The sequence below is a fragment of the Microvirga sp. BSC39 genome (genome assembly GCF_000739015.1).
Lineage (GTDB): Bacteria > Pseudomonadota > Alphaproteobacteria > Rhizobiales > Beijerinckiaceae > Microvirga.
Genome location: NZ_JPUG01000033.1, coordinates 1 through 11891, shown reverse-complemented (window position 1 = coordinate 11891; position 11891 = coordinate 1). Strand labels below are relative to the sequence as shown.

At 63.7% G+C, this 11891-nt stretch carries 13 protein-coding genes; 9 read left to right on the top strand and 4 right to left on the bottom strand.

The window, feature by feature from the left end; all coding sequences use genetic code 11:
- Positions 1–58: 58 nt before the first annotated feature.
- Positions 59–805 (top strand): CatB-related O-acetyltransferase, encoded by a 747-nt coding sequence (locus tag MA07_RS31140; RefSeq protein WP_052002821.1) that lies wholly within the window; start codon positions 59–61, stop codon positions 803–805.
- 77 nt (positions 806–882) lie between these two features.
- Positions 883–1557 (top strand): leucyl/phenylalanyl-tRNA--protein transferase, encoded by a 675-nt coding sequence (gene aat, locus MA07_RS04025; protein ID WP_036347318.1) that lies wholly within the window; start codon positions 883–885, stop codon positions 1555–1557.
- Here the strand turns inward: aat and MA07_RS04020 are convergent.
- Together MA07_RS04020 and MA07_RS04015 are read right to left on the bottom strand one after the other, a co-directional pair.
- Positions 1554–2165, bottom strand: coding sequence for a DUF2155 domain-containing protein (locus tag MA07_RS04020; protein WP_036347343.1), 612 nt, complete (start codon positions 2163–2165; stop codon positions 1554–1556). The genes aat and MA07_RS04020 overlap by 4 nt on opposite strands.
- A 148-nt stretch (positions 2166–2313) precedes the next feature.
- On the bottom strand, positions 2314–2769 hold the full coding sequence (locus MA07_RS04015) for a MarR family winged helix-turn-helix transcriptional regulator (RefSeq protein WP_036347315.1): 456 nt from the start codon (positions 2767–2769) through the stop codon (positions 2314–2316).
- A gap of 108 nt (positions 2770–2877) precedes the next feature.
- Here MA07_RS04015 and MA07_RS04010 point away from each other — a divergent pair, with 108 nt between their 5' ends.
- From MA07_RS04010 to MA07_RS03995, 4 genes are all read left to right on the top strand, one after another.
- A complete protein-coding gene (locus MA07_RS04010; RefSeq protein WP_036347312.1) occupies positions 2878–3231 on the top strand; it encodes a DUF1428 family protein in 354 nt (117 codons plus the stop codon).
- A 10-nt stretch (positions 3232–3241) separates the two neighbouring features.
- Positions 3242–4018, top strand: a complete 777-nt coding sequence (locus MA07_RS04005) for a VOC family protein (RefSeq protein WP_036347310.1) — start codon at positions 3242–3244, stop codon at positions 4016–4018.
- 21 nt (positions 4019–4039) lie between these two features.
- Positions 4040–4744, top strand: a complete 705-nt coding sequence (locus tag MA07_RS04000) for a DUF899 family protein (protein ID WP_036347308.1) — start codon at positions 4040–4042, stop codon at positions 4742–4744.
- An 84-nt stretch (positions 4745–4828) separates the two neighbouring features.
- The gene (locus MA07_RS03995; RefSeq protein WP_036347305.1) at positions 4829–5446 is read left to right on the top strand and encodes a hypothetical protein; all 618 of its coding nucleotides are present in this window, start codon (positions 4829–4831) and stop codon (positions 5444–5446) included.
- A 131-nt stretch (positions 5447–5577) separates the two neighbouring features.
- Here the strand turns inward: MA07_RS03995 and MA07_RS03990 are convergent, their stop codons facing one another.
- Both MA07_RS03990 and MA07_RS03985 read right to left on the bottom strand, forming a co-directional pair.
- Entirely contained in the window at positions 5578–5805 is a 228-nt protein-coding gene (locus tag MA07_RS03990) for a hypothetical protein (RefSeq protein WP_036347303.1), read from the bottom strand.
- A gap of 25 nt (positions 5806–5830) precedes the next feature.
- Complete coding sequence (locus tag MA07_RS03985; protein ID WP_036347301.1) at positions 5831–6244, bottom strand: NADH:ubiquinone oxidoreductase subunit NDUFA12; 414 nt, start codon at positions 6242–6244, stop codon at positions 5831–5833.
- 678 nt (positions 6245–6922) lie between these two features.
- Between MA07_RS03985 and MA07_RS03980 the strand changes: the two genes are divergently transcribed.
- The 3 genes from MA07_RS03980 to MA07_RS03975 form a co-directional block, all read left to right on the top strand.
- Positions 6923–10627 carry a vitamin B12-dependent ribonucleotide reductase gene (locus MA07_RS03980; RefSeq protein ID WP_036347299.1) on the top strand — a complete coding sequence of 1235 codons (3705 nt, stop codon included), beginning with the start codon at positions 6923–6925 and terminating at the stop codon, positions 10625–10627.
- 98 nt (positions 10628–10725) lie between these two features.
- Positions 10726–11082: a hypothetical protein gene (locus MA07_RS29445; RefSeq protein WP_152568712.1), complete on the top strand. Its 357-nt coding sequence runs from the start codon at positions 10726–10728 to the stop codon at positions 11080–11082.
- Between the two features lie 70 nt (positions 11083–11152).
- On the top strand, positions 11153–11891 hold a 739-nt coding region (locus tag MA07_RS03975), incomplete at its 3' end, for an IS5 family transposase (protein ID WP_036345385.1).

Sequence of the window (11891 nt, the reverse complement as noted above, 5' to 3'; positions counted from 1 at the left end):
GACATGTAACTCTATTCTGTAGTATCGTTACGGCATTCTGTTAAAAAGTGCCGTAACGATGGATACCGCTACGCAAAGCCTCCCGAAAGAAGGACTCCGGTCCCTCCTGCTCAAATACGGCCTCGACAATGGAGGCACGATCGGCAACGGCCTGATCTGGGAAGCACCGATCAAGATCTTCCACTCATCCCACGTGTCGGAAACGGAGATCGGCGCCTACTCCTACATCTCGCCTCGAACCGAGATCCAGCACGCCAATATCGGGCGCTACTGCTCCATAGGCGACAACGTGAACGTGCGAGGCAGCGCGCATCCCAAGGAGTGGCTGTCCTCCCATCCCTTCTCTTATCGCAATCTCTACGGCAGCAGTCGCAACTACAAGCCTCCCCTGACATTTCAGGGCTATAGCGAAAAGACGGTCATCGGCCACGATGTCTGGATCGGTTCCAGGGTCACCATACTCCCGGGCGTGACGATTGGAACGGGCGCCGTCATCGGCGCAGGCGCTGTGGTGGCGAAGGATGTTCCTCCCTATGCGGTCGTCGTCGGCAACCCTGCGAAAGTCGTGAAATACCGCTTCGAACAAGCGCTGATCGACCGGCTTCTGCAATCCGCGTGGTGGTCATACGACCTTCCTAAGTTTCTTGAGCAGCAGGCAGGCGTTCCCCTCGACGACCCGGAAAAGATGCTCGATCTTCTGGAGCGGAACGGCACGGACGTTCCACGCATCGACGTGAGGCGGAAGCGATATTCGAGACAGCGGGACAAGGTTGTCATCGGGAGCGCGCCACCCGCAGGGACCTGAACTCACGCAAGGACGTTGTCAGATCTGAGCAGAGACGTGGTTGGACGCCATTTCCGTTCCTTGGTACAAAATGAAACATGAGCCGTGCGTCTGACCACGCGATTGAGATTACCCCTGACATCCTGCTGAAAGCCTACGCAGCCGGAATCTTTCCCATGGCGGAGGATGCGGACGATCCGTCCCTGTTCTGGGTCGAGCCGCGCGAGCGCGGAATCATTCCCCTCGATGGCTTCCATGTCTCAAAACGGCTTGCCCGCACCGTCCGCTCGGATTTCTTCGAGGTTCATGTCGACAGGGATTTCGACAGCGTCATCTCCGGCTGCGCGGCGCCGGCGGCCGACCGGGAGAAGACCTGGATAAGCCGGCGGATCCGGGAGCTCTACGGTGAGCTTTTCGATGCCGGCTACTGCCACACGGTGGAGGTCTATCAGGAGGGCCGCCTCGTCGGCGGTCTTTACGGGGTCAGGCTGAACGGCGCCTTCTTCGGCGAGAGCATGTTCCACACGGAGCGCGACGCCTCCAAGGTGGCGCTCGTGCACCTCGTGGCGCGCCTGCGCCGGGGGGGCTTCTCGCTGCTGGATACGCAGTTCGTGACCTCGCATCTAGCGCAATTCGGCGCCACGGAAGTCCCGCGCCGGGCTTACAAGCAGATGCTGCGCAACGCCATGGAGCATGGGGCAGACTGGAACGTCTGGCCGAGGGACAGGATCGTGAGCGGCGAGGAAGTGCTCGCCGCGATCAGTTCCTCTTAATTCGGGCGGTCCGAATTGATGATCGGCGCGGCCGGGCGCCGGGCGGGCTGCTGGCGCTGAGGCGCCGGCTGCCGGAGGGGTGCCGTCTCGACGGCGGGCGGACGCGGGGCCGTGCCGCCGGCCGGGGCCACGATGTCACCGGGCCGCGCCGGATCGTTCAGACCGCGGGCCGCATCCTGGATCGGCGGCAGTTCCTCAGGGGTTTCCTTGGGCTCGGCGATTACCTCGGTGCCGCCTTTGCAGTCCACGAGCCAGATGTCGTAGACCGGGTGCTCGAGGCCATGGAGGCCCGGGCTTGCGGCAAACAGCCAGCCCGAGAATACCCGCTTGGCCTGCCCCTGGGTCCCGGGTTCGTCCACCTCGATGAAGGAGGTCGTGTTCGGGGTCTCCGTAGGCGGCTTGGTGAAGCAGACCCGCGGCGTCACCTGAAGTGCGCCGAACTGGACGGTTTCATCGACGGCTACCTCGAACGACACGATTCGACCGGTGATCTTGTCGAGGCCGGAAAAGACGGCCGTGGGATTCTTGATCCTGTCCGCCTGCGCCGTGCCGAGGCCGCCGACCAGCGATGCGAGCACCAGGGCCGCCCGCGTCCATCCGAGTGTCATCATGCTGTCCAAGCCAAATCCGATCTGGCGTTTCCTGTCCGGCCGAGCGTGGCCGCACCCTTTGAGTTCGGCAACGCGATAGCACGTGAACCATGATGGAAAAAGGGCAAGGCAGGAAGTTAAGCCAGCGACCCGCCCTGCCCTGGGTTCAGCCCGTCTGCGAGAGAGACCTGAGGGCGCCGCGAAGGTCCTCCGGCTGCAGCTCCGGCAAGCCCGCCTCGATGGCGGCATGAAGGTCGCGCCAGATCGGAACGGCTGCGGCCAGCACCTCCCGCCCCTTGTCCGTGAGGCCGAGAAGCCGGTTGCGGCGGTCCTCCGGATCGCGGGCGATGGTCACGAGACCGTCCCGCTCAAGGGGCTTCAGGGCTGCGGTCAGGGTCGTCCGATCCATCGCCAGCAGCTGCGCCACAGGACCGATCGGTGGTGGCTTGGGCCGGTTCAGCGCGTTTAGCAGGGAGAACTGACCGGAGGTGATTCCGACCGGCCGCAGCGCCTCGTCGAAACGCCGCGACAGCGCGCGGGCCGCCCGCTGCGCATGCAGGCACAGGCAGGTGTCGCGTACCAGATGGGTTGTCTCAAAAGATATCGCCTGTTCGTTTGACATGCGCTATTTACGTTGATATCAACTTATATGTCAACAGGAACATGAAACTAAGTGTCACGAAGGGATGCTTCGACGACCAGCAGTTCGGAAAACCAAGGGAGAGACGCGATGGCATATGTGGACGGGTTTGTGCTGGCTGTGCCGGCTGGCAACAAGGAGAGCTACCGCAAGCTCGCGACCGAGGCCTCGGTTCTTTTCAAGGAATTCGGCGCCACCCGCATGGTCGAGTGCTGGGGCGACGACGTGCCCGCCGGCACGGTCACCGACTTCCGTGGTGCCGTGAAGGCCAACGACGACGAGATCGTGGTGTTCAGCTGGATCGAGTACCCGTCCAAGGAGGTCCGCGATGAAGCCAACCGGAAAATCATGTCCGACGAGCGCATGAAGGCCATGGGCGAGCAGATGCCCTTCGACGGCAAGCGCATGATCTTCGGCGGCTTCATGCCGATCCTCGACGTCTGAGGAGCGCACCATGGCCAATCAGCACGGGGACTTCATCTGGTATGAACTCCTGACGAACGATGCGGACGCTGCCGCCCGCTTTTACGGGGCAGTGATCGGCTGGCAGAACCGGGCGGCCGAAGGGTCCGACCGGGGCTACAGGATCTTCGGCATCAACGGCACGGATGTGGGCGGGCTCATGCCCTTTCCTCCCGGCGCCGGGAGCGGAGGCATGCGCCCCATCTGGCTCGGCTACGTGGCCGTCGAGAATGTGGACGCGGCAGCGGCCGACATCGTCCGGGACGGCGGCACGCAGTATATGCCGCCCACGGACATCACCGGCGTCGGACGCTTCGCCATGCTGTCCGACCCGCAAGGGGTCATGTTCTACATCATGCGCGGCGCCGTGGACGGCACGAGCACGGCGTTCGACCAGAACAAGCTCGGCCACTGCAACTGGAACGAATTGTCCACGGGCGATCCGGCGGCGGCGCTGGCCTTCTACCGGAGCCGCTTCGGCTGGGAGAAGGGCGATGCCATGCCCATGGGCGAGATGGGCGATTACCAGTTCATCACCCACGGCGACCGCACCATCGGGGCCGTGATGAAGCGCACGGCTGACGGGCCACCGCCCTTATGGACGTTCTATTTCGGCGTCGAGGATATCGATCTCGCGGCACAGGCCGTCTCAGGTAACGGCGGCACGATTCATTATGGGCCGGCCGAAGTGCCGGGCAGCGTCTTCATCATCGTGGCCAGCGATCCGCAGGGGGCCCTATTCGGTCTCGTCGGCCCGCGCAAATCGTAAGTCGGCCTTGAGGAGCATCGTATGACCGACACGCTTATTCCTGCCGAAGAACTCGCACGCCGCTCGCCGGTGCGCTTTCCGAACGAGAGCGCCGAGTACCGCGCTGCGCGCGCCGCCCTGCTCGCGGAGGAGATCGAGCTGCGGCGCCATCTGGAGCGCGTCGCAACCCAACGCCGCGCCCTGCCGCCCGGCGGCGAGGTAACCGGCGATTACCGGTTTGAGGGCGAGAACGGCCCGGTGAGCTTCGCCGACCTCTTCGGCGACAAGCAATCGCTCGCCGTCTACAGCTACATGTTCGGCCCGCAGCGCGAGCGCCCCTGCCCCATGTGCACTAACCTGCTCGGCGTGCTCGAAGGCAACGCCGCCGACGTCCAGCAGCGCATGGCGCTCGCCGTGGTGGCGCGCTCGCCGATCGAGCGGCTGGTCGCCTGGAAGCGGGAACGCGGCTGGACGAACCTGCGGCTCTATACCGATCTCAACGGCAACTACTCCCGCGATTATCACGGCGTCCTGCCGGATGGATCGGAGATCCCGAGCTTCAACGTCTTCTCGCGCCGCGACGGCACCATCCGGCACTTCTGGAGCGGAGAGATGACGGGCGATTCCGCCGATCCCGGCCAGGATCCCCGCGGCGCCCCGGAGCTCGCCCCCTTGTGGAACGTGCTCGACATGACGCCTGAGGGCCGCGGCACGGACTGGGATCCGAAGCTGAGCTACGGAGCGTGACCGTCTCGACGTCTCCGGAGTTTTACCCTCTGGGACCGATCCGCTAAGCTTCCGTGGTTAGCCATCCCAGGAAGCGTGGTCGCCATGAACGAAGCCGAAGCCGCTCGCGATGCAGCCCGCGGGAGCCTGGGCTTCCTGTCGCTTGCGGAAACCACTGCTCTCAGCCATCGCGGCGTTTTGATCCCGGAGCCCGGCTCCATCCTCATTTCGACCGATGTGCAGCTACATGACGGCGTGACCCTCTGGCCCAATGTCATCCTCCAGGTTTCCGATGGAGGCCGCATTGCGGTCGGCAGCCGGACGAATCTCTTTCCCGGCACGCGCATCGTCGCGATGGGTGGGATGGTCACGGTTGCGGCAGAGGCCGAGATCGGTGAGGAAGGCGGCTTCACGATCAAGGCTGGCGCGGGTGAGATCGTCGAGATTGGCGACGGCGCCCGCCTCCTCGGCGGCGGATCGCTCACTCTGTCGAACCGCATCGGCCGCGGTGCCCAGATCCTGGGTCCGATCCGCTGCCAGAACTGCACCCTGGGGGATGGCGGCACCTACCGCGATCCGGAGCCCGACGAGCGCGGCGGCGTTCTGAAAGGCTCCGGCGTGGCGCGGAACATCGATATTCCGCAGGGCCATGTGATTCAGGCTTTCGGCCTCTTCGCCGAGGCGCCTGTGAGGCGCCAGTCCTACTTTCATCCCAAAGCCTGAACGGAAATGAACCGCCTGTCATTCCCGGCCGGAGCGCAGCGGAGGGGAAGGGAATCCAATTATTCTCACCGCGCTATGGATCCCCTTCCCGCACTTCGTGCGCCGGGGATGACATAAATCGCAGCCAGCCTTCAAGGCCAGTTCTGCTCCAGCGGATTCGGCGCCGGCTCGCTCATCGGGTCGCCCTGCGCCACGCGCTTCTCGAAATGCGCCGTCGAGCAGGCATGGGAACACAGAAGGCCCCGCTCCGACCAATAGGCCGGCCCGCTCTCGACCCGGCCGGCATGATAGGCGAAATCCGGGTGACCGCAGGGCAGGCCGCATTCGATGCAGGTGCGATCTCGGGTTTTCTTCAGCATGAGGGTGAGGAGGCTGCCTGCAGCCTCACTCCCCTGGTGACCACGGCACGTAATCGCCGGTGGCGGCCGGGCGCTGGCCGGTGGAGAGGTGCGACCCTTGCGGGCGGTAGGCCTGCGCCGTGCCGGTCATGTTCGGCACATAGGGCTTCTCCCACGGGCGAGGCTGGTAGGCTTCCTCACTGGGAGGCACATCGCCGTTGTGGCACAGCCAAGCGCGCCAGCCGGGGGGCACCTTCGACGCATCCGCCTCGCCATTATAGACGACCCAGCGGCGCTCGGCGCCCACATTCGAGTCGATCGCCTGCGCCTGCACATAGCGGTAGTAGGTGTTGCCGAACTCGTCCGTGCCCACGAACACGCCCTTGCGCCAGGTGAAGAATCGGGTGCCGAGGGTCTGTCCGTTCCACCAGGTGAAGAACTGGGTGAAAAACTCTTTCATGCTGCTGCCGCCGAAGGGGTTCGTGAATTTGCGCGGAATATGGCCGCTGCGATGTACGAAGTCCAGCCTTCGCGGTCGCGAAAACCCGCTCTGATTCTCCGACTCGCCCCTTCCCCAGCGGCGGGAGCGGAATTTCCCGCAATGGGGCCATTTCGGGTCAGATCCTGTCGCCGCAGACCTGCACCATGGATTGATGCGCCGGCACAACATTGACCCGCCGTTAAGCATGACTCGAGGTGTGTCCCTGAGCCGGCGAAGCTTGGCCATTGCAAAAATCGGGAACGGATTCTCGGAGGAGTCTGAGAGGCTTAGCCGGAGGGGCAATTGTTATCCACAATTCTCACAGCTACACACAACATATAGTTCGGAACCGTGAGCCGCGACACTAGTTCTTGACGTGAGGCTCGCAACACGACTAGCTTGCCGGGGTGCCGACCAGAGACCGGCGACCAGCCTGAAAGGGCCGGTTGAACACTCCCCAGAGCAGGCGTCAGAGCCCGTGGCAACCTTGTTGCCGCGCCACCTGTGACGCCCGAAGGGGACCGTAACTCAGGCGTGTTGCGTGGGCGATCCGAAAGAGCGGATCGTTGGGGCGTCGAACAATAATTATGGGCTGATGAGCTGCGGGGCAAATCGCGGCCATGGGGACGTTTGTCCTCAATACTTAGGATGTGACCTATGCGGATCGAGCGGCGTTATACGAAGTCTGGCCAATCGCCTTATTCCTCCCTCGCCTTCCGGCTCGCCACGAGCGAGATCCGCAATCCGGATGGCTCGGTGGTGTTCAAGCTCGAGAACATCGAGGTTCCCGAGACCTGGAGCCAGGTGGCCTCCGACGTGCTGGCCCAGAAGTATTTCCGCAAGGCCGGCGTGCCGGCCCGCCTGAAGAAGGTCGAGGAGAACGACGTCCCGTCCTGGCTGTGGCGCTCCGTGCCCGACGAGGCCGCCCTCTCCTCTCTCCCCGAGGATCAGCGCCTCGGCTCCGAGATCTCCTCCAAGCAGGTGTTCGACCGCCTCGCCGGCTGCTGGACCTACTGGGGCTGGAAGGGCGGCTATTTCTCGTCCGAGGAAGACGCCCAGGCCTTCTATGACGAGCTGCGCTTCATGCTCGCCAACCAGATGGTGGCGCCGAACTCCCCGCAATGGTTCAACACCGGCCTGCATTGGGCCTACGGCATCGACGGCCCCGGCCAGGGCCACTATTACGTGGACTACAAGACCGGCAAGCTGACCAAGTCCAAGTCGTCCTACGAGCACCCGCAGCCACATGCCTGCTTCATCCAGGGCGTCGAGGACGACCTGGTGAACGAGGGCGGCATCATGGACCTATGGGTCCGCGAGGCGCGCCTGTTCAAGTACGGCTCCGGCACCGGCTCCAACTTCTCCAAGCTGCGCGGCGAGGGCGAAAAGCTCTCCGGCGGCGGCCGCTCGTCCGGCCTCATGAGCTTCCTCAAGATCGGCGACCGGGCTGCCGGCGCGATCAAGTCGGGCGGCACCACGCGCCGCGCCGCCAAGATGGTGGTGGTCGACGTCGATCACCCGGATATCGAGAGCTACATCGACTGGAAGGTGAAGGAGGAGCAGAAGGTCGCGGCCCTCGTCACCGGCTCCAAGCTCGCCGCCAAGCACCTCAAGGCCATCATGAAGGCCTGCATCAACTGCGAGGCCGAAGGCGATGCCTGCTTCGATCCAGAGAAGAACCCGGCTCTGAAGAAGGAAATCAAGATGGCCCGCCGGGTGCAGATCCCGGACAACTACATCAAGCGCGTCATCCAGTTCGCCAAGCAGGGCTACACGGATATCGACTTCCCCGTGTACGACACCGATTGGGATTCGGAAGCGTATCTGACCGTCTCCGGCCAGAACTCCAACAACTCCGTCTCGCTCACCGACGACTTCCTGCGCGCCGTCGAGAACGATGCCGACTGGCACCTCACCGCCCGCAAGGACGGCAAGGTGGTGAAGACCCTCAAGGCCCGCGACCTGTGGGAGCAGATCGGCCACGCCGCCTGGGCGTCCGCCGATCCCGGCCTGCACTTCAACACCACCATGAACGACTGGCACACCAGCCCTGCCGGTGGCCGCATCCGGGCGTCGAACCCCTGCTCGGAATACATGTTCCTGGACGACACGGCCTGCAACCTGGCCTCCGCTAACCTGCTGCAGTTCTTCGACCGCCAGAACCACAAGTTCGACGCGGAATCCTTCGAGCATGCCTGCCGCCTCTGGACGGTGGTGCTCGAGATCTCCGTGATGATGGCGCAGTTCCCGTCCAAGGAGATCGCGCAGCTCTCCTATGAGTACCGCACCCTCGGCCTCGGCTTCGCGAATATCGGCGGCCTGCTCATGACCATGGGCCTGCCCTACGATAGCGATGCCGGCCGTGCGCTCGGCGGCGCGATCACGGCGATCATGACCGGCGTGTCCTATGCCACCTCGGCCGAGATGGCCGGTGAGCTCGGGCCCTTCCCGAACTACAAGGCCAACGCGAAGCACATGCTGCGCGTGATCCGCAACCATCGCCGCGCGGCGCACGGGGAGGCTCAGGGCTATGAGGGCCTAGCCGTCAACCCGGTCCCGCTCGATCACGCCTCCTGCCCGGATGCCGACCTCGTCGCCCATGCCAAGTCCGCCTGGGACAAGGCCCTGGAGCTCGGCGAGAAGAACGGCTACCGCAACGCGCAATCCACCGTCATCGCGCCCACCGGCACGATCGGCCTCGTGATGGATTGCGACACCACCGGCATCGAGCCCGACTTCGCCCTCGTGAAGTTCAAGAAGCTCGCCGGCGGCGGCTACTTCAAGATCATCAACCGGGCCGTGCCCGATGCGCTGCGTGCCCTCGGCTACCGCGAGCATGAGATCGCCGAGATCGAGGCCTATGCGGTCGGCCACGGCTCGATGAAGCAGGCGCCCGCCGTCAACCCGGGCTCGCTGCGCGCCAAGGGCTTCACGGACGACAAGATCGACGCGGTGGAGAAGGGCCTGAAATCGGCCTTCGACATCAAGTTCGTGTTCAACCGCTGGACGCTGGGCGAGGACTTCCTCACCGGCACCCTCAAGGTCCCGGCGGACAAGCTCAACGATCCGTCCTTCGACCTGCTCACCTTCCTCGGCTTCTCGAAGGCCGATGTGGAAGCCGCGAACATCCACATCTGCGGAGCGATGACGCTGGAAGGCGCGCCGTTCCTCAAGGTCGAGCACTACCCGGTCTTCGACTGCGCCAACCCGTGCGGCAAGATCGGCAAGCGCTACCTCTCGGTGGAAAGCCACATCCGCATGATGGCGGCCTCGCAGCCCTTCATCTCGGGTGCGATCTCCAAGACCATCAACATGCCCAACGACGCCACCGTCGAGGATTGCAAGAACGCCTACATGCTGTCGTGGAAGCTGGCGCTCAAGGCGAACGCCCTCTACCGCGACGGCTCCAAGCTCTCGCAGCCGCTGAACTCCGCCCTCATCGCCGATGAGGACGAGGATGCGGACGACGCGGTGGAAGCGCTGGCCGCCATGCCGGCCGCCGCCAAGGCCGCCCACGTGTCGGAGAAGATCGTCGAGAAGGTGATCGAGCGCGTGGAGCGGATCCGCGAGCGCGAGAAGATGCCGGATCGCCGCAAGAGCTACATCCAGAAGGCCGTGGTCGGCGGCCACAAGGTGTATCTCCACACCGGCGAATACGACGATGGACGCCTCGGCGAGATCTTCATCGACATGCACAAGGAAGGCGCCGCCTTCCGGGCCATGATGAACAACTTCGCCATCGCGATCTCGCTCGGCCTGCAATACGGCGTGCCGCTGGAGGAATACGTGGAGGCCTTCACCTTCACGCGCTTCGAGCCGGCCGGCTTCGTCCAGGGCAACGAGCGCATCAAGTCGGCCACCTCGATCCTCGACTACGTGTTCCGCGAGCTCGCCGTGTCCTATCTCGGCCGCAACGACCTCGCCCACGTGGACCCGTCGGAAGCAGGCCCCACCACCATCGGCAAGGGCGAGGACCAGTCGAAGGCGCCGGAGCCCGCCCCCGCCACGGCCATCGTGTCCCGCGGCTTCGTGCGCGGCAACTCCGACCGCCTCATGCTCATCCCCGGCGGTGGTGGCAGCGCCACCGGCATTACTCAGCGAACGACCGGCATGACGGTCGGCGCGACGGCGCTCAAGGGTGAGCTCGCTCAGCCTGCCGTGCAGGCGGAGGAGAAGCCGGTCGGCGAAGCCGAGATGTCCAAGCTCGCCTTCACGGCCCCATCCGTCGCCGACCGGCGCGCCGAGGCCAAGATGAAGGGCTATGTCGGCGAAGCCTGCCCTGAATGTGCGAACTTCACGCTGGTGCGGAACGGGACCTGCTTGAAGTGCGATACCTGCGGGAGTACGACCGGGTGCTCGTAGGTTCCACTAAGAACTTGCATAAGAAAACAAGCTGTGGCCGCCAATGGCGGCCACAGTTATGAATCGTGAAGATGAAGAACATGATGTGAAGGGTTGATATGGCCTTCCTAGAGCATCGACCGACTCAAACTCTCTTCCAATATTGTTCAAAGGAAGCTTTTTACGGGATCATCGGGTCAAAGCGGCTTTGGTTCCCGGATTTGGCCTCAGCCAATGACCCTAGAGAGATCAAGCTTGGATATGACAAATTCATCGATGCATTAAAATCAATTCGGCTCGATGAATACCGAGGCGAACGAGGGCAATTTCTATCCATTCTGGCGGGGCACTTAGCTGCCTCACGGAACAATGTTCAAGCCTTTTGTTGCTGCTTCTCAGTCTCTGCTGATGAACTTCCGATGTGGGGAGCTTATGGAGCCAATTATAGCGGCTTGGCCATTGGCTTTAGAGGCTGACTGAAAAAGGTTGAGTGGCTTCAAGCCCTTGTGATTCCGTCGGATTTGCGAAGATTCGATGGAGTTCACGATGGTTTGGACTGAGGCCACTCGCCGACACTATCGGCGAGACGGACTGCGTTATGCAAGCAATCTCACCGATGCCGAATGGGCGCTGATCAAGCCCTTCATGCCCGCCGCCCGGCGGATCGGCCGTCCCCGCACCACATGTCTGCGGGCGGTGGTTGAGGCGATCCTGTATCTGGCCGCGACCGGTTGCCAATGGCGCCAGTTGCCCAAGGAGTTTCCGCCATACTCCACTGTGCAGAGCTATTTCTATGCCTGGTCACGGGATGGCACGTTCGAGCGGATCAACCATGCCCTTGTGGCCGCCTCGCGCGAGAGGGTCGGCCGGGAGGCGAGCCCATCCGCGGGCGTGATCGACAGTCAGTCGGTGAAGACAACGGAAAGCGGTGGACCGCGCGGCTTTGATGCCGGCAAGAAGATCAAGGGCCGCAAGCGCCACATCATCACCGACACGCAAGGCCATCTGGTCGGGCTGCGCGCTCATCCCGCCGACATCCAGGACCGCGACGGGGCGATGGAGGTGCTGACATCCATCCGCGTCCTCTATCCCTGGCTGCGCCATGTCTTTGCCGATGGTGGCTATGCGGGAGACAAGCTGCGCGACGCCGTCGCCGCTCTTGGGCACTGGACCATCGAGATCATCAAGCGCTCCGACGCGGGCAAAGGCTTTGCGGTCCTCAAGCGCCGCTGGGTTGTGGAGCGAACCTTCGGTTGGCTTGGACGCTGCCGCCGCCTGGCCAAGG